Annotated in this window: 25 protein-coding genes; 14 read left to right on the top strand and 11 right to left on the bottom strand. The window is 61.8% G+C overall.

All coding sequences use genetic code 11. From position 1 onward, the window contains the following. Positions 1 to 204: 204 nt before the first annotated feature. Complete coding sequence (locus tag QTL56_RS08315) at positions 205 to 4,188, top strand: response regulator (protein WP_245136306.1); 3,984 nt, start codon at positions 205 to 207, stop codon at positions 4,186 to 4,188. Here QTL56_RS08315 and mnmC2 read toward each other — a convergent pair whose 3' ends face one another. Further along, a complete protein-coding gene (gene mnmC2 / locus QTL56_RS08310; protein WP_245136307.1) occupies positions 4,189 to 4,914 on the bottom strand; it encodes a tRNA (5-methylaminomethyl-2-thiouridine)(34)-methyltransferase MnmC2 in 726 nt (241 codons plus the stop codon). Between mnmC2 and QTL56_RS08305 the strand changes: the two genes are divergently transcribed. From QTL56_RS08305 to puuE, 3 genes are all read left to right on the top strand, one after another. After that, positions 4,913 to 6,121 carry an NAD(P)/FAD-dependent oxidoreductase gene (locus tag QTL56_RS08305; RefSeq protein ID WP_245136308.1) on the top strand — a complete coding sequence of 403 codons (1,209 nt, stop codon included), beginning with the start codon at positions 4,913 to 4,915 and terminating at the stop codon, positions 6,119 to 6,121. The two genes, mnmC2 and QTL56_RS08305, sit on opposite strands and share 2 nt — an antisense overlap. 136 nt (positions 6,122 to 6,257) lie before the next feature. Next, positions 6,258 to 6,965 carry a DUF1045 domain-containing protein gene (locus QTL56_RS08300; protein WP_245136309.1) on the top strand — a complete coding sequence of 236 codons (708 nt, stop codon included), beginning with the start codon at positions 6,258 to 6,260 and terminating at the stop codon, positions 6,963 to 6,965. A 91-nt stretch (positions 6,966 to 7,056) separates the two neighbouring features. Then, positions 7,057 to 7,977, top strand: a complete 921-nt coding sequence (puuE, locus tag QTL56_RS08295; RefSeq protein WP_245136310.1) for an allantoinase PuuE — start codon at positions 7,057 to 7,059, stop codon at positions 7,975 to 7,977. Positions 7,978 to 7,985: 8 nt separating this feature from the next. Here puuE and QTL56_RS08290 read toward each other — a convergent pair whose 3' ends face one another. Beyond that, positions 7,986 to 8,858, bottom strand: a complete 873-nt coding sequence (locus QTL56_RS08290; protein WP_245136311.1) for a LysR substrate-binding domain-containing protein — start codon at positions 8,856 to 8,858, stop codon at positions 7,986 to 7,988. 115 nt (positions 8,859 to 8,973) lie between these two features. Here QTL56_RS08290 and QTL56_RS08285 point away from each other — a divergent pair, with 115 nt between their 5' ends. Next, positions 8,974 to 9,831: an urea carboxylase-associated family protein gene (locus QTL56_RS08285; RefSeq protein ID WP_245136312.1), complete on the top strand. Its 858-nt coding sequence runs from the start codon at positions 8,974 to 8,976 to the stop codon at positions 9,829 to 9,831. Positions 9,832 to 9,843: 12 nt separating this feature from the next. Here the strand turns inward: QTL56_RS08285 and QTL56_RS08280 are convergent, their stop codons facing one another. Then, positions 9,844 to 11,250 carry an MFS transporter gene (locus tag QTL56_RS08280; protein ID WP_245136313.1) on the bottom strand — a complete coding sequence of 469 codons (1,407 nt, stop codon included), beginning with the start codon at positions 11,248 to 11,250 and terminating at the stop codon, positions 9,844 to 9,846. 68 nt (positions 11,251 to 11,318) lie between these two features. On the opposite strand from QTL56_RS08280, the gene QTL56_RS08275 reads away from it, so the two are divergent. Next, positions 11,319 to 11,807: a helix-turn-helix domain-containing protein gene (locus QTL56_RS08275; RefSeq protein ID WP_245136314.1), complete on the top strand. Its 489-nt coding sequence runs from the start codon at positions 11,319 to 11,321 to the stop codon at positions 11,805 to 11,807. A 183-nt stretch (positions 11,808 to 11,990) separates the two neighbouring features. Then, the gene (gene uraD / locus QTL56_RS08270) at positions 11,991 to 12,488 is read left to right on the top strand and encodes a 2-oxo-4-hydroxy-4-carboxy-5-ureidoimidazoline decarboxylase (RefSeq protein WP_229574293.1); all 498 of its coding nucleotides are present in this window, start codon (positions 11,991 to 11,993) and stop codon (positions 12,486 to 12,488) included. A gap of 247 nt (positions 12,489 to 12,735) precedes the next feature. Here uraD and QTL56_RS08265 read toward each other — a convergent pair whose 3' ends face one another. After that, positions 12,736 to 12,915, bottom strand: coding sequence for a DUF2735 domain-containing protein (locus tag QTL56_RS08265; RefSeq protein ID WP_229574291.1), 180 nt, complete (start codon positions 12,913 to 12,915; stop codon positions 12,736 to 12,738). Positions 12,916 to 13,309: 394 nt separating this feature from the next. On the opposite strand from QTL56_RS08265, the gene QTL56_RS08260 reads away from it, so the two are divergent. The 6 genes from QTL56_RS08260 (at position 13,310) to QTL56_RS08235 (ending at position 16,728) form a co-directional block, all read left to right on the top strand. Beyond that, complete coding sequence (locus tag QTL56_RS08260) at positions 13,310 to 14,350, top strand: glutamine synthetase beta-grasp domain-containing protein (protein ID WP_245136315.1); 1,041 nt, start codon at positions 13,310 to 13,312, stop codon at positions 14,348 to 14,350. A gap of 126 nt (positions 14,351 to 14,476) precedes the next feature. Beyond that, a complete protein-coding gene (locus QTL56_RS08255) occupies positions 14,477 to 14,767 on the top strand; it encodes a nucleotidyltransferase family protein (protein WP_245136316.1) in 291 nt (96 codons plus the stop codon). Beyond that, positions 14,764 to 15,129, top strand: coding sequence for a HepT-like ribonuclease domain-containing protein (locus QTL56_RS08250; protein WP_229574285.1), 366 nt, complete (start codon positions 14,764 to 14,766; stop codon positions 15,127 to 15,129). Before QTL56_RS08255 ends, QTL56_RS08250 begins: the two co-directional genes overlap by 4 nt. A gap of 5 nt (positions 15,130 to 15,134) precedes the next feature. Then, entirely contained in the window at positions 15,135 to 15,635 is a 501-nt protein-coding gene (locus tag QTL56_RS08245; RefSeq protein ID WP_245136317.1) for an ureidoglycolate lyase, read from the top strand. Continuing rightward, complete coding sequence (uraH, locus tag QTL56_RS08240) at positions 15,632 to 15,988, top strand: hydroxyisourate hydrolase (RefSeq protein WP_229574281.1); 357 nt, start codon at positions 15,632 to 15,634, stop codon at positions 15,986 to 15,988. Before QTL56_RS08245 ends, uraH begins: the two co-directional genes overlap by 4 nt. Further along, positions 15,988 to 16,728 (top strand): metallophosphoesterase family protein, encoded by a 741-nt coding sequence (locus tag QTL56_RS08235; RefSeq protein ID WP_245136318.1) that lies wholly within the window; start codon positions 15,988 to 15,990, stop codon positions 16,726 to 16,728. Before uraH ends, QTL56_RS08235 begins: the two co-directional genes overlap by 1 nt. A 6-nt stretch (positions 16,729 to 16,734) precedes the next feature. Here QTL56_RS08235 and QTL56_RS08230 read toward each other — a convergent pair whose 3' ends face one another. From QTL56_RS08230 to xdhC, 7 genes are all read right to left on the bottom strand, one after another. Beyond that, positions 16,735 to 17,880, bottom strand: a complete 1,146-nt coding sequence (locus QTL56_RS08230; RefSeq protein ID WP_245136319.1) for an alpha-hydroxy acid oxidase — start codon at positions 17,878 to 17,880, stop codon at positions 16,735 to 16,737. A 35-nt stretch (positions 17,881 to 17,915) separates the two neighbouring features. After that, positions 17,916 to 18,347: a potassium channel family protein gene (locus tag QTL56_RS08225; RefSeq protein ID WP_229574276.1), complete on the bottom strand. Its 432-nt coding sequence runs from the start codon at positions 18,345 to 18,347 to the stop codon at positions 17,916 to 17,918. Between the two features lie 31 nt (positions 18,348 to 18,378). Next, entirely contained in the window at positions 18,379 to 18,801 is a 423-nt protein-coding gene (locus tag QTL56_RS08220) for a hypothetical protein (RefSeq protein ID WP_245136320.1), read from the bottom strand. Positions 18,802 to 18,808: 7 nt separating this feature from the next. After that, positions 18,809 to 20,125 (bottom strand): guanine deaminase, encoded by a 1,317-nt coding sequence (gene guaD, locus QTL56_RS08215; RefSeq protein ID WP_245136321.1) that lies wholly within the window; start codon positions 20,123 to 20,125, stop codon positions 18,809 to 18,811. Then, a complete protein-coding gene (gene puuD / locus QTL56_RS08210; protein WP_245136322.1) occupies positions 20,125 to 21,357 on the bottom strand; it encodes a urate hydroxylase PuuD in 1,233 nt (410 codons plus the stop codon). The genes guaD and puuD overlap by 1 nt, the downstream gene beginning before the upstream one ends. 136 nt (positions 21,358 to 21,493) lie before the next feature. Continuing rightward, on the bottom strand, positions 21,494 to 22,393 hold the full coding sequence (locus QTL56_RS08205; RefSeq protein ID WP_245136323.1) for a LysR substrate-binding domain-containing protein: 900 nt from the start codon (positions 22,391 to 22,393) through the stop codon (positions 21,494 to 21,496). 403 nt (positions 22,394 to 22,796) lie between these two features. Next, on the bottom strand, positions 22,797 to 23,594 hold the full coding sequence (gene xdhC / locus QTL56_RS08200) for a xanthine dehydrogenase accessory protein XdhC (RefSeq protein ID WP_245136324.1): 798 nt from the start codon (positions 23,592 to 23,594) through the stop codon (positions 22,797 to 22,799). A 129-nt stretch (positions 23,595 to 23,723) separates the two neighbouring features. On the opposite strand from xdhC, the gene QTL56_RS08195 reads away from it, so the two are divergent. Continuing rightward, positions 23,724 to 24,602: a hypothetical protein gene (locus tag QTL56_RS08195; RefSeq protein ID WP_245136325.1), complete on the top strand. Its 879-nt coding sequence runs from the start codon at positions 23,724 to 23,726 to the stop codon at positions 24,600 to 24,602.

The raw sequence follows: 24,602 nt of genomic DNA, 5'->3' as shown, positions 1-24,602 counted from the left end.
CGCAGGTTCGGAAGCCAAAAGGCATTGCCGTTTGCGACGAAAACCCGGCTCATCTGGAACAGTGAGAGGGGCGGCAGGATTTCACGAGCTGAGTATGCCCCGGTCTCCTATTTTGAAGCGTCAGATCGTGATTTGCTTACCGGCTGTTTACCGAAACCAGTCATTTATCGAAGTGTGAACAGAGATTTGATCCGGGGAAGCGACTTGCTCGACCTAGTCCGCGACAAGATTGCCGCGCTTGACCTGCCTTCGTATGTCAAGGACAGCGAGCTGCGCTATGTCGCGGTCAACGCACCCTTCGCCCAACTTCACAATCTCGTCCCCGAAAGCTTCACCGGACGCAGCGACCGGGAGATCTTCGGCAATGAACTGGACGGCCACCGCGACGACCGCGAACGGCGCGTGCTGGTTTTCGGTGACGAGGAAGAGCTTCGCCTGACGCCGTCTCCGGACGGTCCGGCCCAGATGTTGCGGATCGAGCGCTTTTTCGACGACGACGACCGGATGTATTTGTTCGGCTTCATGGAAGAGAGCGTTGCCGTGGGCTCGTCTGCGTCTGCGACCGCTGTCGCTTTGCCGCCTGCTGCTCTGTTTCAGGCTGTCCTGGAGCAGTATCCGATCGCGACCTATGTGCGCAGTTCCGATCACCGGCTGCTTTTTGCCAATTGTGCCTATGCCGAAATCGTCGGGCGTCCGATCAACGAACTGCTTGGTCGCACCGAGCAGGAGAACTTCCAGAGCCTGGGGCAGAACTACTTCGAGGAAAATAGCCGCGTACTCGAAAGCGGCATCACGGAAGAGGTTCAGGAAACCTTCGTCCGTGCAGACGGCACGCAGGTGCCGGTTATCACCCGGACCGGTGCCGTGACCGGTCCCGATGGAGCGCGCTACATCGTCGGTTCCATCACCGATCTATCCCCGCTGCGGCGTGAACAGAAGATGCTGGAAGATGCGCGACAGGAGTCGGAGGCGCTGCAATTGCAGCTCCAGAGTCTCATGGCGTCGCTTCCGGTCGGCATCATCGTGCTCGGCGCCGACCTGACGATCTCTTTCGCCAATCCTGCCGTCGTGGAAATGCTGGAACTCGATCCGCCTGTGCCGCTGGTGGGCATGACCTATCGGGATTTCCTGTCGCGAATGATGGGACGTGGCCTTGCCAATCTGGATGCCAAGGACCTGCAGGAACGGGTGGCTTACCGCATCGAGCAGGTCGTCGGCCTGATCGAGGGGCCTCTGATCGACATCAAGACGCCTTCCGGTCGCGCCTTGGCCGGTGGCAGCCGCCGCATGGATGGCGGCCGTATCCTTCTGACCTATTCCGATGTTTCGGACATGGTCCAGCGCGAGGAGGAGACCCTTCTTTATCGCGCGACGCTCGAACAGATGCCGGTGCCGGTCTTCATTCGCGACACCAACAGGCGGATGATCTATGTGAATACGGCCTATGAAGAGCTTCACGGCCAGCGTCGCGAGGACGTTTACGGCCTGACGGAGGTGGACCTCTGGCCCGAATACGGCCAGATGATGATGGAGGAGAACCTCCGAATCCTCGCTACTGGCGAAATGATCGAGAAGAACCGCGAAATCGTCGTCCGCGACGATCAGGAGATCTCGGTCATCACGCGCCTCAGCAGGATCACCACCGCCGAGAACAAGCATTATGTGGTCGGGTCGGTGAACGACATCACCGTCCTCAAACAGGGGCAGCTGGCGCTTCTCAAGGCGCAGGAGCGGACTGAAGCCCTCTACAGCAGCATGGTCGCGATGCTGCAGGTCATGCCGGTCGGGGTTGTCATCATCGACTGTGACTACATGGTCGAATTCGCCAACGAGAAGTGCCGGGAAATCTGGAAGTGGCCGGATGAGCTGCCGCTGCGTGGCCTTCCCTTCCGCACCTATTGCGAGGAAAACCACAAACGCGGCTGGACATGGCCCGGGGTAGAGTTCGAGGAGGGCTATCGCCGTCGCCTCGCGCAGTTCGATGTGCTCGAAGGCTCGCGTGTCACCGAGCTGGAATACGACGACGGCAAGTTCGTGCTGGCGACGATCACGCGCCTGCACGACCGCAAGATCCTGCTCACCTATTCGGATCTGACCGAGATCCGGCAGCGCGAACGGGACATTACCGAGGCGCAGCAGCAGCTGGAACGCCTGGGCGGCTTTGTGCAGGAATCCATGCGATTGATGTCGCAGGGCTTGATGATGATCGAGCACGGCCGTATCGCGGAGGTCAATCCGTCCTTTGCCCGCATTCTCGACCTGCCTGACGATATGCTGGTCGCAGGCGAGAGCTGGCGGCCGATCTTCGAGTTTTGTGCGGCGCGCGGCGATTTCGGTACAGAGGCGGATGTGGTTCTGCAACAGTGGCAGGCTGCCATGCAGAACTCGAACGCGCTCTCGACGAACTTGCTGGTGGAGGGCAAGACCTGGGTCAAGCTCGAAGCAACCTTCGGGGGCGATCGCAGCTGCGTCGTCGTTCTGACCGACTTCACCGAATTGAAGGCGCGCGAAGCGGAACTGGAAGTGCTGCTCGCCCGCGCCGAGGCGGCCGACAAGGCCAAATCCGACTTTCTGGCCAATATGAGCCACGAGATCCGCACGCCGATGAACGGGGTCCTGGGCATGGCGGAGCTCCTGTCCAAGTCCGAGCTCGACAGCCGGCAGAAGACGTTTGTCGACATCATGGTGAAATCGGGCAATGCGCTGCTCACCATCATCAACGACATCCTCGACTTCTCCAAGATCGATGCAGGCCAGCTGAAGCTCAGGAAATCGCCCTTCGATCCGGTTGAAGCGATCGAGGATGTGGCGACCCTTCTGTCATCCGCTGCCGCCGAGAAAGACATAGAACTCCTCGTCTCCGGCGATGAGTCGGTTGCACACACCTTCATGGGCGATCCCGGACGCTTCCGGCAGATCGTCACCAACCTGCTCGGCAATGCGGTCAAGTTCACCGAGAAGGGCCATGTGCATGTCGCCGTGTCGACCAGCGGAACGCAAGACGGGCATTCCCTCCTGACCCTTCGCATCGAGGATACCGGCATCGGCATTCCGCCCGAGATGCAGGCAAAGATCTTCGAGAAATTCTCCCAGGTCGACACATCCTCGACACGACGCCACGAGGGCACCGGACTGGGGCTGGCAATCACGGCCGGTCTCGTCAAGCTTTTTGGCGGGAGGCTCAACGTTTCCTCGGAAGTCGGAAAGGGTTCGACCTTTTCCGTCGAACTGCCGCTTACCATCGTTGCCGAGCGTCGAAGGCAGAAGGAATTGCCGGCGACGGTCAAGGATGCCCGGGTGCTCGTCATCGACGACAACGCCGTCAATCGCCGGATCGTCACCGAGCAGCTCCAGATGTGGGGTTTCGACGGCCTTGCGGTTCCCGACGGACCGACCGGCCTGCAGATCCTTGGCGCGGCGCATGCGGAAGGGCTGAAGATCGACGCCGTCATCATCGATTACCAGATGCCCGACATGAATGGTCTCGATGTGGCGCAGGCGATTCGCAGCGATTGCCGCTTTGACGGGATCGCCCTGATCTTCCTCACTTCCATGGACATGGTGGGCGACGACCGTCTGTTCGAAAGCCTCAAGGTTCAGGCCCATCTGATGAAGCCGGCGCGGGCGAACGTATTGCGCGGGGCGATCATCGATGTCGTGCGCACCGCCCGTGTGCATGGAGTCAACTCCAAGCGCCTGCGACCTTCGCCACAGCCGGTTCTCGCGACCCGCTCCTCCGCACTGCCGGCCGAACCCGCATCCGTCGAAAGCGGCTCGGTGGCAACGGGCCTCAGAGTGCTGATTGCCGAGGACAATGCCGTCAATCAGATCGTCTTCCGGCAGATCCTCACCGGAAGCGGGATCGCCTATCGCATCGTCGGCAATGGCGAGGAGGCGGTCGAGGCTTGGTCAAGCGAGCCGCCGGATCTGATCCTGATGGATGTCTCGATGCCGGTCATGAACGGCCATCAGGCGACGCAGGCGATCCGATCGGCGGAGCAGGGGACGGGGCGCCGGATACCGATCGTCGGCGTTACGGCACACGCGCTCGACAGCGATCGCGAGGCCTGCCTTGCGGCGGGCATGGACGACTATCTGTCCAAGCCGATTTCGCCGGAACTCCTCCTACGCAAGATCGAAGAATGGAGCGGCAGGCCGGTCGCCGCTCTCGTTCGAGCCGATGGGTGATCAGGCTGCATGCCTGATGCCGCAGAGCATTTCCCGCTTGCCGGCGAAACCCGGACGCCGCTCGACGTCGAAGCCTGCCGCGATGAGATTGCGCCGCACGAAGCCAGCCGCGGCGTAGGTCGCAAAGCTGCCGCCGGATGTCGTCGTGTCAAAAACCCGCTGCATCAATTCGGCCGACCACATGGCACTGTTGCGAGATGGCGCGAAGCCGTCGAGGAACCAGGCGTCGAAAGCAAGGGAACTGGCCGAGAGATTTTCGAGCGCATCGCCGCAGACGACGGACAGCCGCGTCTGCGCATCGAGATCGATTTCCACGACACCGGAAGGATCTTCGGGCCAGAGGGTGACAAGTGCCTGACGCTCGGCATCTATCTGCGACCAGCGGGACAGGGCCCGGTCGATCTCACCGGCCTGCATGGGCAGGAGTTCGAAGGATACGAAATGGAGATGAGCGCCGGGCAGACGGTGCTCCTTCCACTGGCGCCAGGTCTCGCAGGCGTTCAGCCCGGTTCCAAAGCCCAGTTCGCCGATGGTGAATTGCTGCGTCTCCCGCCAGCGTTCCGGCAGGCCGTTTCCGGCCAGGAAGACATGGCCGCATTCCAGCCGGCCATCGGTCTGGCAATAAAAATGATCGCCAAAGGCTGTGGAAAAGGGCATATCGCCGTCATGCCAAGTGAGCGGTGCCTGAGCGTCGCCAGTGTCCGGTGTGGAATTCGAATGGGTCATGACCATGTCCGATAAATCGGCAGCGATGTCAGGTCAATTGCAGGCAGACCTCGTGATCGTCGGCGGCGGTGTCATGGGCCTCTGGGCGGCGCTGAAAGCCGAGCGCCGGGGCATCGATACGATCCTGATCGATGGCGAAAGAACCGGTAGCGGTGCCAGCGGCGGGCTGCTCGGCGCGCTGATGGCCCATATGCCAGATCGCTGGAACGAGAAAAAACAGCTGCAGTTCGACGGGCTGGTTTCGCTGGAGGTCGAAATTGCCGGTCTCGAATCCGAGACCGGCTTGTCGGCGGGCTATCGCCGCTGCGGGAGGCTCATCCCTCTGCCGAAACCGCATCTGCGGCCGATCGCCGAACGGCATTCGCAGGAAGCCGGGACGAACTGGCGGCAAAGGGGCCGTGTCTTCGACTGGACCGTGATCGAGGAAAGTCCCTGGGCCGGCTGGCCATCACGCAGTTTCTGCGAGGCGGGCCTGGTGCACGACGGCTTTGCTGGACGCGTGTCGCCGCGCGCGCTCATTGCAGCACTGCGGGCTCGACTGGAGCAGACGGCGCGCGTGCGTGTGCTTGAAGGCGTCGCCGTGCAGTCGATCGATGCAGGCGCCCGGAGGCTTACGCTCGCCGATGGTTCTTCGGTCGGCTTCGGAAACCTTCTGGTCGCAGCCGGTGTCGGATCCTTCCCGCTCCTCGACACCCTCGGGCCGGCACTTGCCAAGCCCCTTGGCCGGGGCGTGAAGGGGCAAGCCGCGCTGCTGAAGGTGGATCTCGTGGACGACCTGCCACTACTCTATCTCGACGGGCTTTATGTCGTGCCGCATGAAGGTGGGCATGTCGCAATCGGCAGCACCAGCGAGAACCAGTTCAGCAATGCCTTTTCCACGGATGGGTTGCTCGATGCGCTGATCGCCGAGGCGCGACAGCTGGCGCCTGTGCTGGAAACGGCCGCCGTGGTCGAGCGCTGGGCGGGCCTTCGGCCCAAGGCCGTCGACCGCGATCCGATGGTCGGACCCCATCCGGAGCACGGGCACATTCACGCGCTGACCGGCGGCTACAAGGTCAGCTTCGGCATTGCCCATCTGCTGGCGGATGCGGCACTCGATGCGATCGCCGGACGCGCGCTTCCCCTGCCTGACAGCTTCTCGTTTGCCCATCACCTTTCCGTGGCTGATCATCGCGTAGCCGGTGAGGGATTTGCCGAACGACCCTGAGCTGACAGGGCTTCGCTGCCCGGCAGTCCCGGGTGCGCCTTTCCCGCTTCGTGATACTGTCATGCAAATCACCTATCCACCGGGTTGAAACGGCATTTGCTAAAGTGCCGAAGCGGGCCAGTGCGAGGTGCTCGACATGCGTTATGCCATCTGCTTTACACCGCCTGCCAATGATCCGCTTGCCGAGGCCGCGGCGCGGTGGCTTGGCCGCAACGTGTTTTCCGGAGAGGCAGAAGAGCATCCGGGGCTCAAAGGGCTCGGCGTGCACGAGATCGCATTTCATACCGCCCTTCCGCGCCGGTTCGGGTTCCATGCGACGTTCAAGGCGCCGTTTCGCCTGAGCGAAGGATCCACGGAGTCTGCGCTGCTGCGGCAACTGATGCATTTTGCGGGTCGCATGGACCCTGTGATGCTCCAGGGGCTCGCTGTCGGTCGCATCGGTGACGTCTACGGACTGATTGTCGAGCGGCCATGCCCGTCCATCGACTATCTCGCGGCGTCGATCGTCCAGACCTTTGACGGTTTCCGTGCCCCGCTGTCCGAACGAGAGATCGAGCGACGCAATCCCGAGCGGCTGTCGGCCCCGCAATTCGGCAATCTCAGCCGCTGGGGCCATCCTTATGTGATGGACGAATTTCGTTTCCACATGACGCTGACGGGGCCGCTTCTGGCACGGGATTTTCCCCGAATCGAGCAGGCTTTGAAGGCGCATTTCGATCCTGTTCTGGCCGGGCCCGTCATGGTGACCAATCTCGCGCTCTTCGTCGAGGCGGAGCGCGGCGCACCGTTCACCGTGCATTCGCTGCATCCGCTCGGCCGGGTTTCGAGCCGCAGGATCGCCTGACGTCTTCGCGCTGCAATATGCGCTGCGTTTTCCATCTCGACAGCTGCCGTCGTCGCCAATAGCCTCGCGTCAAGACACGAGAGGTGAACCGATGACGACTGCTCCCTATCCCCGCGACCTGATCGGCTATGGCCGCAACACTCCCGATCCGAAATGGCCGGGCGAGGCCCGGATCGCGGTACAGTTCGTGGTGAATTATGAGGAGGGCGGGGAGAGCTGCATTCTCGATGGCGATCCGGCATCGGAGTGCCTCCTCTCCGAAATCGTCGGCGGGCAGCCCTGGCCGGGCCAGCGCAATCTCAACATGGAATCGATCTACGAATACGGTTCCCGTGCCGGTTTCTGGCGGCTCTGGCGCCTGTTCACCGAGCGCCGTGTGCCGGTCACCGTTTATGGTGTGACGCTCGCCATGGCGCGCAACCCGGATGCCGTTGCCGCCATGAAGGAGGCGGACTGGGAGATCGCCAGCCACGGCTATCGCTGGCTCGAATACAAGGATTTTCCTGAACATGTCGAGCGCGAGCATATCCGCGAGGCGGTGCGACTTCACACGGAACTGACCGGCTCTCATCCGCGCGGCATGTATCAGGGCAAGCCTTCTGACAACACGCTGCGCATCGTGATGGAGGAGGGCGGTTTTATGTATTCTTCCGACAACTATTCCGACGACCTGCCGTTCTGGGTGCCGGATCTGGAGGGCAAGCCCTTCCTGATCATCCCCTATACGCTCGAGACGAACGACATGCGGTTTGCTACGCCGCAGGGCTTCAATTCCGGCGATCAGTTCTTCACCTATCTCAAGGATGCCTTCGACGTGCTCTACGAGGAGGGTAAAAACGGCAGCCCGAAGATGATGTCCGTCGGCCTTCACTGCCGGCTCGTCGGACGCCCGGGACGGGCAGCGGCGCTGGCGCGGTTCGTGGATTATGTGACTGGTCACGAGAAGGTCTGGCTGCCGAAGCGCATCGAGATTGCCGAGCACTGGCACGCGCATCACAAACCGGCCTGGTGAGATCCCGCTTACGGACTGTGGTCAGAGCTCTCCGCCAGCAGCCAGTCGCGCAAGACCGCGGCTGGTTCGGGCAGATCGGCGCCTGACAGCAGCCAATAGGCCTTGTCTTCATCGGCGGGCTCGTCAAACAGGACCTTCAACGTGCCCGCGGCCAATTGATCGGCGATCAGCGCGGTCGGGCAAAGGCCAATGCCGAGGCCTGACAGCACCGAACTGACCAGAAGGTTGAAATCGGCATAGAGAGGTCCTGTGGGCGTTGGGCCCGCGACGCCGCGAGCCGCCAACCAGGCGTGCCAGGCAGCCTCGGTCGCATCGTGCAGCAGATGCTGCTTCAGAAGGTCGGCCGGCGTGATGATCGGCCCGTGCTGGTCGAGGTAAACCGGCGAACAGGTCGGGCGAGTTGCGGCCTCCAGTATACGTTCCGCCCTTCCCGGCGGTCGCGTGCCGTGGCGGATCAGGAGATCGGTACCGGCCTCGTCCGGCGTCAATGCGCCGAGCGGATAGACCACCGATACCTGGATCTCCGGATGCGTGGCACGAAAACGGGGGAGGCGGGGTCCAAGCCAGTGGTTCACAACGGAAGGCTTGCAGGCAAGGCTGACGCGCAGTCCGCTGCGGCGGGCCGTCAGACGTTCTGCCGCGCGAGCGATATGACCGAGGCCTTCGGAGCAGGCGGCCCCGAGTTCGCGACCATCTGCTGTCAGTCGCACGCCGCGCGTGCGGCGCTCAAACAGGGCAAGCCCCAGCCAATCCTCCAGCGCCTTCACATGCTGGCTGACGGCCGCCGCCGTCATGCCGAGTTCGGTTGCGGCCTGCAGGAAACTTTCGCGGCGGGCGGCGGCCTCGAAGGCGCGGAGTGTGGGAAGCGGTGGGAGTTTCATCACTTCATGACTAAGCCAGACTTGGTCATGGGGCAAGAAGAGAGCCGGTTGTCTTGGTGGGGCAAGTGGGGCAACTTGCCTCTCTCTAATCCTGATGCGCATCCCCGGAGCCGCCATGTCGCCCCTCAACGCCACTATCCCCGTTCCCGCCGATGCTGCCGAGCGTCGCGCGGTGAAGCCCGTCGTCTGCTATCCGGTGGAAGCACTTGAGGCCCCCGACATGAGCGTGCTGGAGCGCGCCCGGGCGACGATGGAAAAGGTCGGCGAAGTCATCGTGCCGCCGCGCGAGGGAAATACGTTCGAGGTGCCGAAGGGGCATTTCTTCCGCATCGTCAGCGTCGAGGGGCCGCAGGTAGGAGACCTCAACCTCTGGAACGCCAACGACCTTTCCGAGCGGTTCTTTTCCGGCAAGACGCGGGCGCTTCATGCCACCCATGTGACCACCGGCAACCGTCTCTGGAGCAACCTTCCATCGCTGCGCCCCATGGCGACGATCAGTCACGATACGCTTGGCTGGTATGGTTTCGACGAATTCGGCGGAGGCGTGCATGACGTGATCGGCACGCGCTGCGACCCCTATACAAACCGGCTCTTGTCCGGCGGCGACTATCACCATTGCTGCCATTCCAATCTCTGCCGGGCGCTTTCGCATCACCAGGGTATCGACATCAAGTCGGCCGAACCGCATGTGCATGACGTATTGAATGTCTTCATGTGCACCGGTTTCACCCGCGACACGCAACAGTATTTCATGAAGGCGAGCCCGGTGCGTCCTGGCGATTTTCTCGAAATCTTCGCCGAGATCGATCTGCTGGGCGCGCTCTCGGCCTGCCCGGGCGGTGATTGCAGCACGAGCCATTCGAGCGATGTGGCGGCATGCTATCCGCTGAAGGTCGAGATTTACCGGCCGGATATGGCGCTGCTGGCCGGTTGGCCGTTCCCGGAGCGGAACGGCTACCAGCTGCAGGTCTGAACCTGGCAGAGCCTAGATCTGCTTTGCGCTGCCTGGGCCCGCCACGCGCCCTCTGACGAGATCGGCCATGAGAGCCGTGACCGGCAGGGCGGTTGCCATCAGGAAGGTGAGCCTGAAGGCGTGCGCGATCAGCGACGGATCGGCCCTTGCGAGTTCGACGTCACCGAGATTGAGGGCAAACAGGCTCGAGATCGCCGAAGCACCAGTCACGAAGCCGAGGTTGCGCGACAGGCCGAGCAGGCCCGACAGCACGCCGCGCTGGTCTTCTGCCACGGTTTGCATGGTCACGGTATTGCTGGCTGCGAGAAAGATCTGGAAGCCCGGCGTGAGCAGGACCAGAGCAAGGCCATAGCCCCAGAGGCCGAGCCACTGCGGCAGGAGGGCGAGGGCAATCAGGCCGGCGACGATCTGCGCGAGGCCGGCCGGCAGCATGCGGGCCGCGCCGAAACGATCGGTCAGCCGACCGGCCGGCAGCCCCGACAGTGCAGCCGTCAGCGGCCCGACCGCCATGACCAGCCCGATCGCGGATTCGTCGAGGCCGAGCCCGAGCGACAGCATGTAAGGCCCGACGACGAGCGTCGACATCATGACGGTGCTGATAAAAAGATTCATGGCCAGTGACAGACCGATCCGGCTGTTGCGCAGAAGGACGATCGGCACCAGCGGGCTTGTGGTCACCATCTGGCGCCAGACGAACAGGGCGGCGAGCACGGCCGTGAGCGGGAAAAGCATCCGTGCATCGAGCACATCCCCCGCCGACGTCATCGACAAGGCATAGGCCGACAAGGCCAGGGCCAGCAGGAGGCTTCCGAACCAGTCGATCGCTGCAGACGCCGTTGTTTCGCGCCGGGGCTGGCGGGAAAAAACGATGACGGCCATGGCGAGAAGCATAAATGCCACGAGGCCTACGGTGACAAAGCCGGCACGCCAGCCATAGTGCTCGATGGTGATGCCGCCGAGTGATGGTCCAAGTGCAGTGCCGACCGCCGACATCGTACCGAGCAGGCCCATTGCCGACCCCGTTCTCTCCCTGGGGACGACTGTGCGGATGATCGAGATTGGCAGTGCCATCAGAACGGCGCCGCCGAGACCCTGGAAGATGCGGGCGGCAATCAGGCTCGACAGTGTCGGAGCGAATGCGCAGGCCAATGATGCAAGGGCGAAGACGGCGAGGCCAAGGATCAGGACCCGTATGTGTCCCAAGAGGTCGCCCAGCCTGCCGAGCGCGACGATGCTGGCGGTGACTGCGACGAGGTAGGCAATGATGACCCATTGCACCGACTGGAGGGGCGCCGCGAAAGCTCTTGCCAAAGCCGGCAAGGCAACCGTCGCGAGGCTTATGCCAAGCGACCCGACCAGCATGCTGCCGGCGAGAATGACAAGGGCGGGATTTAGAGAAGTGGCAGGTGAGGCTTTCATGACGATTCTCGTTGTGTCGTGGAGGGGAGAAAGATAGCTTGCCACTTCAAGTCGACTTGAGGTCAAGGATGAAATTTCTCGATATTGGCGAGCTGGCACAGAAGGCCGGGGTCTCGGCCGCGACACTGCGGTATTACGAGGAGGTGGGGCTGATCCGGTCGGTCGCCCGTCATGGCCTGCGTCGACAGTTCGAGCCTCGCGCCTTGATGCAGCTGTCGCTGATTGCGCTCGGCAAGACAGCCGGCTTTTCGCTGCAGGAGATGAGGGGCATGTTTGGTCCCGACGGCATGCCGGAGCTTTCGCGGATGACCCTGCATGGCAAGGCGGACCAGCTGGACGCGCAGATCCGCAAGTTGACGACCCTGCGCAACGCCCTGCGACATGTGGCTCAATGCAAGGCGGAGTCGCACATGGACTGCCCGAAGTTTCAGCGTCTGCTGAGGGTATCCTCGACGTCCAGGCAGAAAGTGTCGAAAGCGACCATGGCGCCGGAGATGTCCGGTACCGCCTTTTCCTGCGACCCGGTTGCAACGCTGCCGCGATCCAGGGGCCGATGATCCTCATCCCGTCTTGATCACGAAGCGCTGGCGCGCATCGCCGCCATTGTCCTGTGCGGAAACTCGACAAGCCTCGGAGGCTCGGCTAATCCTTGCTGCGAATCGCTTCGCGGCACCTCGCAAGGACCTTCCCCCTGCATCGCCCCAACCGGGTGATGCGCTATTTTTTAAGTGGAATTCTGAATGGACAGAGCTGATTTCGTTCAGCGTTTCGGCGGGGTATTCGAGCATTCGCCCTTTATCGCGGAACGCGCCTTCGATGCCGGCATGATCGAGGAGCCGCTGACGGCGCTCGACATACATGATGCGATGGCCGCCATGTTTCGCACGGCAAGTCCGGACGAGCGGCTCGGCGTCCTCAAGGCGCATCCCGATCTCGCGGGCAAGCTCGCCATATCAGGCGAGCTGACGGACGACAGTAAACGAGAGCAGGCCGGTGCCGGTCTCGATCGCTTGAGCGCCGAAGAGCATGCCCGCTTCACTGAGCTCAATGCGACCTATGTCGAGACCTTCGGCTTTCCCTTCATCATTGCGGTGAAGGGGCTGACCAAGGACGACATTCTACAGGCTTTTGAAACGCGCATTGCAAACGGCCGCGACCAGGAATTCGAAACCGCTTGCCAGCAGGTGGAAAAAATCGCCCGGCTTCGTCTCGAAAGCCTGCTGCCAGAAGCGCGTTGAACTGTTTGGGACCTCGCCTGAACCGACCACGGCGTATAGGAGCGCCTGGTCGGATTTTGATGCGGGGATTTCGACAAGATTGGATCTCGGGCGCGCTGCACGATCTTGGGTGATCGGATGGAGTTCCGTCGACCTACATCACTGCAAGGGCAGTCGCAGAATGCAAAAAAGAGCGGGCTCTGGCCCGCTCAGCGCATGTTTTCCGTCCGTCCGCAATGCGGACGGCATCCTGTCGCCATGATGGCGCTTACTGCTTCGGCGCCCGTTCGGCTTCGCGGATCGCTTCTTCGTGATACCAGCTCGCCGAACCGCTCTCATAGATCACAGGCTTCGGCGTCTGGCGCTCACGCATGGCGTTCAGCCGGGCCAGGTCACGCACCGGGAATTCGTAGATCTTCGCCGATTCCCGAACGATGTTCGTTGCCATGCTACTACCTCTCGTTTCACCGATAGTTCTCTCAGTGCTTCATGCTTACCACGTCCAAAACGCAAATGCACATGAAAAGTGCAAATCGCCTATTATATAGGCAATATTGAAGCGGAAGTGGTGATGAATTTAAAATCATCACAGCGCTTTCGTGATCTTTCGCGGGCTGAGAACACCTGACAGGCGCCTTCAGTTCCCTGAATGTGCGGTCATTCTATTAAAGAAAGGCCTGTACTCTTCGCGCTTTTGCCGCCGTTCTGCGACAAAATGGCCGAATCTCGCCCTCTCTCCGCAAACTGGCACGCTTCCTGCTTTTTCATTTCCGACTCCCGGGCGAACCGGAGAATCACCCCTCTGTTGCGCATGAATGGCGCGAGACTGAAGAGAGAGCACCATGACCAAGTTTAAGCTCGAGTATATCTGGCTCGATGGCTACAAGCCGGTAGCAAACCTGCGTGGCAAGACGCAGATCAAGGAATTCGACAGCTTTCCGACCCTGGAACAGCTGCCGCTCTGGGGCTTTGATGGCTCCTCCACGATGCAGGCTGAAGGCCACTCGTCGGATTGCGTGCTGAAGCCGGTCGCCATCTATCCCGATCCTGCTCGCACCAACGGCGCTCTCGTCATGTGCGAAGTCATGATGCCCGATGGCGTCACCCCGCATCCGTCGAACAGCCGCGCCACGATCCTCGACGACGAAGGCGCATGGTTCGGTTTCGAACAGGAATACTTCTTCTACGAAAACGGCCGTCCGCTCGGTTTCCCCGAGCAGGGTTATCCCGCTCCGCAGGGTCCGTACTACACCGGCGTCGGCTACAAGAATGTCGGTTCGGTTGCCCGCGAGATCGTCGAAGAACATCTCGACCTGTGCCTGGAAGCCGGCATCAACCACGAAGGCATCAATGCCGAAGTCGCCAAGGGCCAGTGGGAATTCCAGGTGTTCGGCAAGGGCTCCAAGAAGGCCGCCGACCAGATCTGGATCGCCCGCTACCTGCTGCTGCGTCTGTGCGAGACCTATGGCATCGACGTCGAATTCCATTGCAAGCCGCTCGGTGATACCGACTGGAACGGCTCGGGCATGCACTGCAACTTCTCGACCACTTTCATGCGCGAAGTGGGCGGCAAGGAGTATTTCGAAGCCCTCATGGCATCCTTCGCCAAGAACTGGCAGGATCACATCGACGTCTACGGTCCGGACAACCATCTGCGCCTGACCGGCAAGCACGAGACGGCTCCGTGGAACAAGTTCTCCTACGGCGTTGCCGACCGTGGCGCCTCGATCCGCGTTCCGCACTCCTTCGTCAACAACGGCTACAAGGGCTACCTGGAAGATCGCCGCCCGAACTCGCAGGGCTGCCCCTACCAGATCGCTTCCGTCGTCCTGAAGACGATCGCCGAAGTCCCGACGGCCGATTACGCCAAGAACGCGGCCTGATTTCAGATCACGCCTCATGATTGCAGCGCCGGTGGAAACGCCGGCGCTGTTTTCATTTGGGGGGCTCGATGTGGAGCTTTCTCGGGCTTCGGGTTTGTTTTACGATCGCGTCCAGGGAGATCTGCGATGAGACCGTCAGTAGTGCTGGAGACGAACACGCAGGCGATTTGCGAAGCGACGGCACGGCACAAGGCGGCAAACCCTCGCGTCTTCGGTTCTGTCGCACGAGGCGAGGACGGTCCGGACAGCGATCTCGATATCCTGGTGGATGGCCTCCCCGGCATGACGCTGTTCGATCTTGGCGGGCTACAGGCTGAGATGGAAGACCTGCTGCCCTGCCGGGTAGACATCGCCTCCTCGGGCGGCTTGAAGGAGCGGATGCGGGAGCGGATCCTCGCCGAGGCGCGCGCCATATGACTCCCGAAGAGCGGCTGCTCGATAATCTCATAGACATGGAGGAGGCCGCGGCCGAAGCCATAGGGTTCCTCGGTGGGGTCAGTTTCGAGGCGTTCGAGGACGATCTGTTGCGCCAGCGCGCGGTGGCCATGACCTTCGTTCTGATTGCTGCAGCCGCCGCCCGTATCCAGGCCAGGTTTCCCGATATTGCTTCTGAGCAACCCGAGATCGCCTGGGCACAGATGCGGGGGCTAAGTAATCTTGTGGTCCATCAATATGACCGGCTGGATTGGCGTCAGGTCTGGGATACGGTTCAGTCTGACCTTCCGAAGCTGGTTCGCCAGATCCACCAGCTTCGCCACCCGCATCTCCAGGGAGAATAGCCCCTTTGCCCATCGAACTCCCCATCCGTCCGCTGACGGCCTCCGCCTTTGCGCCATTCGGCGAGGTGATCGAGGCCGATCCCGCCACCATGCGGCTGATCAATGGCGGCACGACCGAGCGGTTTCATGCGCTCTTTTCGCCCGAAGCGACAGGCGAGGGGGCGCGGGTGATCGTCAATATCTTTCGCGGACAGCCACGCGCCTTTCCCTATGCGGTAGACATGATGGAGCGGCATCCGTTCGGCAGTCAGAGTTTCTCGCCGCTGTCGGGGCGACCGTTCCTTGTCGCGGTTTCGCCCGATGAGGATGGCAAGCCGGGGGAGCCCCAGGTGTTTCTGGCGGCGCCGCATCAGGGGGTGAACTATCGGCGCAACACCTGGCACCATCCCTTGATGGCGATCGGTGCGGTCTGCGATTTCCTGGTTGTGGATCGTGACGGACCCGGCAACAATCTCGAAGAGTTCTTCTTCGACACCCCCTTCGTGATTCGGGAGCCCCAGATATGACCGGCCTCACCACCCATGTGCTCGACACAGCACTCGGCAAGCCCGCTCAGGGCCTGCGCATCCAGCTGATGCGGATGAACGGCGAAGAGGCGGAACTGATCAAGACCCTCTTCACCAATGACGATGGTCGTGTCGATGGCGGTCCGATCCTTGCCGGGGACGAGTTTCAGATCGGGCAGTATGAACTGCTCTTTCACGCCGGGGATTATCTCAAGGGAACGGGAGCCACGCTTACCGATCCGCCCTTCCTCGACGTGATCCCGATCCGCTTCGGGATTTCCGATACCACGGCGCATTATCATGTGCCGCTGCTGCTTTCGCCCTATGGCTATTCGACCTATCGGGGCAGCTGATGCGTTTCGCCGCGATCGCTGACATCCACGGCAATCATCTGGCGCTCCAGGCCGTGATTGCCGATATCCGTGCACAGGGGATCGATGAGATCGTCAATCTCGGAGACAGTTTTTCCGGGCCACTCGAGGCGGGTCTGACGGCTGATCTCCTGATGCCGCTCAATGCGCTGACGGTGCGCGGCAATCACGATCGAGCCCTGGTCGATCGGCCTTTCGAGGCCATGGGAGACTGGGAAAAACCAAGTTACCCACAATTGTCCGCCAGCCATCTCGACTGGATCCGCAGATTGCCGGAGACAGCCTATATGGGCGACGAGGTGTTTCTCTGTCACGCGACGCCGCAGGATGACAATACGTACTGGACCGAGACATTGTCTGCGGACGGCATATTCCATCTGAAACCGCGCGCAGAGATCGAGGCCCTCGCAGAGGGCATCGACGCGCCGCTCCTTCTCTGCGGCCACAGCCATATCCCGCGTGCGGTTCAGCTCTCGGATGGTCGCTTGCTCGTCAATCCCGGTAGCGTCGGCTGCCCCGGCTTCGATTATGACGTGCCCGTCTATCACAAGGCCCAGGCCGGGACGCCATTTGCCAGCTATGCGATCCTCGAAAGGAGCCCGCGTGGCTGGCAGCCGGGTTTCCGGCTTGTGCGCTACGACAATCTCGCCATGGCAGAGCTTGCGCGCCGCCATGGCATGATGGATTGGGTCAGTGCGCTGTCGAGTGGCTGGATCGCTTGAACCGGCTCAGAACGGGCTTTCCGCGATGATGCTCTTGTCGACATCCGACAGCTGTCGCTTGCCGCAGAGCGCCATGGTGACATCCATCTCCTTGGCGATGATCTCAAGAGCCTTGGTGACGCCCTGCTTGCCCATGGCGCCGAGGCCATAGAGGAAGGGACGGCCGATATAGGTGCCCTTGGCACCCAGTGCCACGGCTTTCAGCACATCCTGACCGGAACGGATGCCGCCATCCATGTGCACTTCGACCTTGTGTCCGACGGCGGCGACGATTTTCGGCAGCATGGAAATCGAGGAATGGGCACTGTCCAGCTGACGGCCGCCATGATTGGAGACGACGATCGCATCGGCGCCGGTTTTCGCCGCCATCTTGGCATCCTCGACGTCGAGGATGCCCTTGATGATCAGCTTGCCGCCCCATTGTTTCCGGATCCAGTCCACATCCTTCCAGGAGAGCTTGGGGTCGAACTGTTCGGCTGTCCAGGCATGCAGCGATGAGAGGTCGGTGACATTCTTGGCGTGGCCGTGGATGTTGCGGAAGGTGCGGCGGTTCGTCTGCAGCATGTTCCAGCACCAGCGTGGACGTGTCGCCATTTGGTAGAGATGTTTGGGCGTCAGCCGCGGCGGGGCTGCCAGGCTGTTGCGGATATCCTTGTGGCGCTGGCCAAGCAGCTGCAGGTCGGCGGTCAGAACGAGTGCCGAGCATTTGGCCGCCTTGGCGCGCTCGATCAGGTTCACCACGAAATCGCGGTCGCGCATGACATAGAGCTGAAACCAGAAGGGGCGGGTGGTGACGGAAGCCACATCCTCGATCGAGCAGATGCTCATGGTCGAGAGGGTGAAGGGCACGCCGAATTCCTCAGCCGCCCTGGCGGCCAGCATTTCGCCGTCTGCATGCTGCATGCCGGTCAGACCCGTCGGCGCCAGCGCCACCGGCATCTTGACCTTCTCGCCGATCATGGTCGTCTCGAGCGTGCGACCACTCATGTCGACCAGGACGCGCTGGCGAAGTTTGATCTTTGCGAAATCGCTCTCGTTCGCCCGGTAGGTGCTCTCGGTGTAGGAGCCGCTGTCGGCATAATCGAAGAAAAGTTTCGGCACGCGGCGGCGAGCGAGATCCTTCAGGTCGGAGATTTCGAGAATGGGGGCCATATCTTATGCCTTTCGGGATTGACGACAGTCGGTCATCAGAAGTGCTCGCCGGATTTGAAGGGGCCGACGCGGATGCCGGCGGCGATGAGGTAGGCTGTTGACCAGCCGATCAGGAGGAAGCCGTTGACGCTTTCCAGAGCCGCCAGCATGCGCCATTCAGGGTTGGGCACCACATCGCCATAGCCCAGGGTGGAAAATGTCGTGGTGGAGAAATACAAGGCCGTCTCAAAATCATCGACGACGCCAATCACCATGAAGCCGGCGGCCCAGAGCCAGACTTCCGCCGTCAGGACCGCAAAGACGCCGATAACGACCGTGTTCATGGCCAGCAACCGGCTTCTGTGGCCATGCAGACGAATCCGGTCGGTGATCCAGGCCATGGCATGGGTCACGGCCATGAGGCCGAAGGTGTGGACCACCACCGTCAGCGAAATCATAAGTGTGCCGATAGCCAGATTGGCGATCATCGATAGACGCTCTCCCCGGCCGCATCTCCTCTCACGACCGCAACTCCTTGCGTAGCACGAATTTCAGCCCTGACCAGATGCCGTCGACCGCGCAGACCTTCACATCCACCAGTCCCGTCGGCAGGAAGATGGTGCGGAGGGCGTCCTCTGTGATGGTGGTGGGGACGCGTGATGTCTTTTTCGGCCAGGAGATCCACAGCATGCCTGCTGGCTTCAACACGGACTTGAGCTGCGACGCGTGATCTTCCAGCGCAGCGCGCGATGTCTCGAAAACATGGACGTAATCCAGGTCCCGGCCCGCGGCTGCGGCCAGATCGGGCGCGCACCGGGCGGCCGGTATGCCCCCAGCCAGATAGGCGAGACTGTCCGGCAAGCCGATGAAGAGCGTGGCCAATTCCGGCTTCAATCCGAGTTTCTTCGGAAGAGGGGTGCTGGAATAGCCGCTTTCGCTCACTGGACCCTCACACCATGGCCCCGGGCTTGGATGCCCTGCCGGCGATATAGGTTTCGACCACCGAACGATCGTCGCCGAGCGTCTGCAAGAGGAAAAGCTCTTCGCTCAACGAGGTCACCGTCTCCATCCGGAGCCGCATGGCTGGCGTCGCGGCGGCATTCAGCACGACGATATCGGCATCGGTGCCTTCGTCGAGCGTCCCGATCCTGTCGGCGAGATCGAGCGCCACCGCATTGCCAAGGGTCATGTGGTAGAAGCTCTCAAGCGGGTTCAAGCGCTCACCCAGCAATTGCTGGATCTTGTAGGCCTCGTCCATGGTCTTGAACATGGAATAGCTCGAGCCGCCGCCGATATCGGTAGCGACCGCAATGGCGACAGGCTTTTCGCGCCGCTTCATCGCCTTCAGCGGAAAGAGGCCGGAGCCGAGGAAGAGGTTCGAGGTCGGGCAATGAACCGCGACCGCGCCGCTGTCCGCCATGGCATCCGCCTCGCGATCCGACAAATGGATCGCATGGCCGAAGAGAGCCTTTTTCCGGAGCAGGCCGTAGCGGGCGTAAATGTCCGTATAGTCTTTGGCGTCCGGATAGAGTTCGCAGGTATAGCGGATCTCGTCGTGGTTCTCGGACAGATGCGTCTGGATATGCAGGTCGGGAAATTCTTCCGCCAGCGTCTGCGTCATCGCCATCTGCTCGGGCGTGGATGTAATCGCAAAGCGGGGCGTGATGGCGACGTGGTTGCGGCCCTTGCCGTGCCACTGTTCGATGACGGCGCGGGTCTCATCATAGCCGAGTTGCGGCGTGTCGAGCAGGCCCTGCGGGGCGTTGCGGTCCATCATCACCTTGCCGCCGATCATCAGCGTGCCGCGCTTCTGGCTCTCGGCAAAGAAGGCGTCGGCAGAGGTCTTGTGCACCGAGCAATAGGCAACTGCGGTCGTCGTGCCCTGGCGCAGGAATTCGTCGAAGAACTGGGTCGCGATCCGCTCGGCATGGGCGCTCTCGACGAAACGGCATTCCTCGGGGAAGGTGTAGGTGTCGAGCCACTCCAGCAGGTTGGCGGCATAGGACGCGATCACCTGCATCTGCGGGAAATGCACGTGGCAGTCGATCAGGCCGGGCAGAATCAGGTGCGGGCGGTGGTCGATCTCGGTTGTATCCGCGCCGGCCTTTGCCTTTACGTCCGCGTAGTCGCCGGTGGCAACAATCTTGCCGTCACGGACCAGCAGCGCGCCATCTTCCTTATAGAGATAGCTCTCGCGGTCGCCGGCATGGTCGGGTGCCCTCGTAAAGGAGAGGAGGCGGCCGCGGATCAGGATCTCAGGTGTCATCATTTGCCTTCGACCGTCGTCTCGTACCAGGCGACGAGCAACTGGCGCTCTTCGGGCGAGAGATCGGTGATGTTTCCAGGCGGCATGGCATGGCTGCGGCCGGCCTGGAGATAGATTTCACGGGCATGGGCGGCGATCTCGCCGTCCGTTTCAAGCTTCACGTTCTTCGGTGCCCGCGCGATGCCGTCCCAGACGGGCTCGACTGCGTGGCACATCGAACAGCGGCCCTGTACGACATCGCGCACGGCTTCGAAATGGCCGTTTGCAACAAAGGTCTGTTCACGGGTCGAAAGGCCCGCCTGGTCTTCCTCGCCGGTCAGCACCTTTGGCACCGTCGACAGCCACATGATGACGATGAAGATGAGCACCGTCACCAGCCAGGTCCAGGTCGGCTTGCCCTTGCGGGCATGAGTGGTGTTGAACCAGTGGCGAATGGTGACGCCCATCAGGAAAACGAGGGCCGCGATGATCCAGTTGAACTCCGTGGCAAACGCCAGCGGATAGTGGTTCGACAGCATGAAGAAGATGACGGGCAGCGTCAGGTAGTTGTTGTGCAGCGAGCGCTGCTTGGCGATCACGCCGTATTTCGGATCGGGGGTGCGGCCCGCGATCAGGTCGGCCACGACGATCTTCTGGTTGGGAATGATGATGAAAAAGACATTGGCCGACATGATCGTCGCGGTAAACGCGCCGAGATGCAGGAAGGCGGCGCGACCGGTGAAGATCTGGGTGTAGCCCCAGGCCATGGCGATGAGCACGATGTAGAGCAGGGCCATCAGGCCCCAGGTGTTGCGGCCGAGCGGTGACTTGCACAGGAGGTCGTACAGGATCCAGCCGACGGCCAGCGACGCCAGCGACAGGCCGATCGCCTGCCAGGACTCGATGTCGAGCACCGTGCGGTCGATGAGGAAGAGGTCGGCGCCGCCATAATAGACCACGGCCAACAGCGCGAAACCCGAGAACCAGGTGGCGTAGCTCTCCCATTTGAACCAGGTGAGATGCTCCGGCATCGAGGCGGGGGCAACCAGATATTTCTGGATATGGTAGAAACCACCACCATGCACCTGCCACTCCTCGCCATAGGCGCCGACCGGCAGACCTGGACGCTTCACCAGGCCGAGGTCCAGCGCGATGAAATAGAAGGACGAGCCGATCCAGGCGATCGCCGTGATCACATGCAGCCAGCGGACGGCGAAGTTCAGCCATTCCCAGGCGATCGCGTATTCATACATTCGGAGTTCCCCTGTTGTCCTCCCGACCGCCTAGTGTGGAAAATATTGCTTTGCAAGGGAAGCCCTCTCACGTTCGGGCGGGGTCGTGAAGGTCGATTTATGCAGGGATTCTTTTCTTTCGCAGAAACCCGTGAAATCAGGGCGCTTTTTCGGCTTCGAGTGTGGCCGTGATCCAGGCGTGGAAGGCCCTGATCTTCGGTGCGTTGCGTCTGGAGTGGGAATAGACAAGCTGGATGGGCGCATTGGCTGGGCAGGCGAGCTCGAACGGGCGGATCAGGCGGCCCGAGGCCAGCTCCTCCTTGAAGAAGAAGGGGCTGATGATGGCAACGCCAAAGCCAGCAATTGCGGAATTGGCCTCCAGATCCTGCGCCTCGTAGCTGTGCAGCTTGGTGTCGATCAGGGTGGGATTGTGAATGCCGACGGCGGCAAACCATTGCGGCCACCAGGGGTCGCCGGGACTGATGATCGGCAGCTTCAAAAGATCGGCCGGTTCATGCACGCCGCCGATGCTTTCCGCCAGCTTCGGGCTCAGCATCGGTGTGAAGTCCAGCCGGATCAACGGATGTGCGATGGTGCCCGGCCAAGGGCCATTCCCCCAGGGGATCGCGACGTCAGCGCTCTTGGTCGCGAGGTCTTCGAACTTGCTGACGCGCAGCAGGCGCACCGCGATATCAGGATGGGCGAGCTGAAAACTGCCGAGATGGCGGGCCAGCCAGTTGGAAGCGAAGGTCGGCACCGAATGGATCTCAAGTGTCTCGACGGCACTGCGCTTAGCCTGCTGCACGGCGTCGACCAGCAACTCAAAGCCTTCCGTCACCTTCGGATGCAGGCGCGCCCCAGTTTCGGTCAATCCGATCTGGCGCGGACGACGCCAGAAAAGCGGCTCGCCGACATAGTCCTCGAGGAGCTTGATCTGATAGCTCACGGCTGTCTGGGTCATGCCCAGTTCTTCGCCGGCCCGCGTGAAACTCATCAGGCGTCCGGCCGTCTCGAAGACACGAATGGCGTTCAGCGGGAGTTGGCGCGACAGTTTCATGGATCAGCTCTCTTTATCCATCGCAAGCCTAATTGAATTGGATCCGCCTCGCAATCACAGGCATGATCGGTCCATCAGACAAGAATGACATCAAGCGCGTGGAGGCGAAAATGGTATCCGCGATCGGACGACTCGTGCCTGCAACTGAAGGCATCGAAACATGGTTTCGTGACCGGCTTCTCGCCGGGCGGACGCGGCGGCGGACGCGCCTGGAAGACCTGCCGCCGGACTTGCGGCGGGATATTGGTCTCGCGAGCGAGCCGCCTGCGGACTGCGCATTGCATGACTGGCGCGGCCGGCGCCGGCGCGACTTCATCTTGCCGGGCCCTTTGTAGAATCGCATGCGAATTCAGTGAGCTGTGCAGTCTGCTTGAAAGACGGCTCGAGAAAGATCGACGCTTGCTCACACGAGCAGAACGCCTGCCAGTTCTGCCGCCACCATCGCGGCAATCACCGCCGGGCGCTTGTCCTTCACCGCGCTCCCTCCGATCGGCAGTGTCAGTCGTTCGAGGGCAGCGCGTCCCATGCCTTCGCGCTCCAAGAAGGAGGCGAAGGTGGCGCGTTTGGTCTTCGAGCCGATCATGCCGACATAGGCGAGATCGCTGCGGGCGAGCGCTTGCCTGCAGATCAGAAAATCCAATGCATGGTCATGGGTCAGGATGACCAGGGCAGCGCCCGGTTTTGCCCGCGCCACCTCAGCCTCGGGCATGGCGACGCGGCGGAATGTGATGCCATCAGGGACCTCACCGTCGATTTCTGGCCGCGAGTCGATGAGGGTGACATTCAACGGTAGGGGGCTAAGCGCCCGGGTCAGGGCCAGCCCGACATGGCCGGCGCCGAAGAGCATGACTTCAGGAAACCCGGCGCGTTCATCGGCGAGGCGCCTTATTAGGTCTGAAGTGACGGATGCATCGACCGCACGAAAGGACAAAAGCGTGCGGCCGCCGCAGCATTGGCCGATTTCCGGTCCCAAGGGCACGTCGAGTGTCTCGGCCACCTCTGCGCCTGCCAGACGCCTTCGGGCGTGCTCGATCGCCATAAACTCCAGATGCCCACCGCCGATCGTGCCCCAAAGCGCATTTGGTGACACCAGCATCAGCGTGCCCATGTCGCGCGGGGTCGAGCCCTTGGTCTCGGCAACCTCGACGAGGACGGAATTGGAATGGGTGGCGAGAAAGGCGGGGAGGGTGGTAGCGGTCATGATGATGCGATCCTAGCACTCAATACCGGGAACTGGACAGCAGGGCTTGGGGTTTATTCCCCTGGGTTTCACCGCGCCTGTAACGGGACTGACGTGTTATGGTTCCGCGTCGAAGACATGGGAGCTTCAATGACCAGAACCAAAGGCCTGATCGTCTGGCTGCTCGTTGCGGTTTTCGCCGTGGCGCTTTTCCTCGTCAATCCGCTGGCGGATGTCGCCGCGCGCTTCAGCCGGGACGTGATGATCGGCAGCGGCGCTCTCTTTGGCACGCTGCGGGTGGCAAATTCGGTGATGAGCGTTGCGCGCGATGCCGACATTACCGGCGGGGTGGGCGTGGCCTCCGTGACCGCAAGCCCCGGCCAACTGCTCCAGCCTGTCATCAATACCATTGAACGCCTGGTCGATTTTCTGTTCGGCCTTGCCATCGTCTCCGGCATCTTGTCGCTGGTACTCGTGCCGGTCGCGAAGGTGGCTTCCGTCGGCTTGGCGGTCTGTTCGCTGTTTTGCGCGGCGTTGACCCTGACGGCCCGGCAAGTGCCGCCCATGATGGACCGTCTCGCCCGGGCGATCATCGCGCTTGGAGTTCTGGGCGCCCTTCTGCTGCCCGCATCCTACACCATCGCCTTTTATGCGGGTGACGCCATCACCGACAGGGCCTGGAGCCAGGCCACAGAGGTCTTCGATCGCATGCAGGGTCAGCATGCGTCGGTGGACGGCGACGTCGCCGCGACGGCCGGCGTGCTTTCGCCCACCGACAGGATCGTGCCGGCGGATGACGGCATGTTCGACCGGCTTGGCTCTGCATTTAGCGGAACCCTGCAGGCCGCCTCCGACATGGCAGCCACGGCTGCCGCGAACGCGCAGGTCATCCAGGATGGCGTTGCCATTTCCGCAGACCTGTTCACCGCGTCCATCGGCATTGCGACCGCCTATCTGGTGAAGCTGCTTGTTCTACCGGCCCTGATCCTTGCAGCCTTCCTCTACGTGCTGAGAGCGGCCATGCGCTGA

It is taken from the genome of Peteryoungia algae, assembly GCF_030369675.1.
GTDB classification, from domain to species: domain Bacteria; phylum Pseudomonadota; class Alphaproteobacteria; order Rhizobiales; family Rhizobiaceae; genus Allorhizobium; species Allorhizobium algae.
Note: the sequence above shows the minus strand (reverse complement) of the source record. Positions and strands in the feature narration are given on the sequence as shown.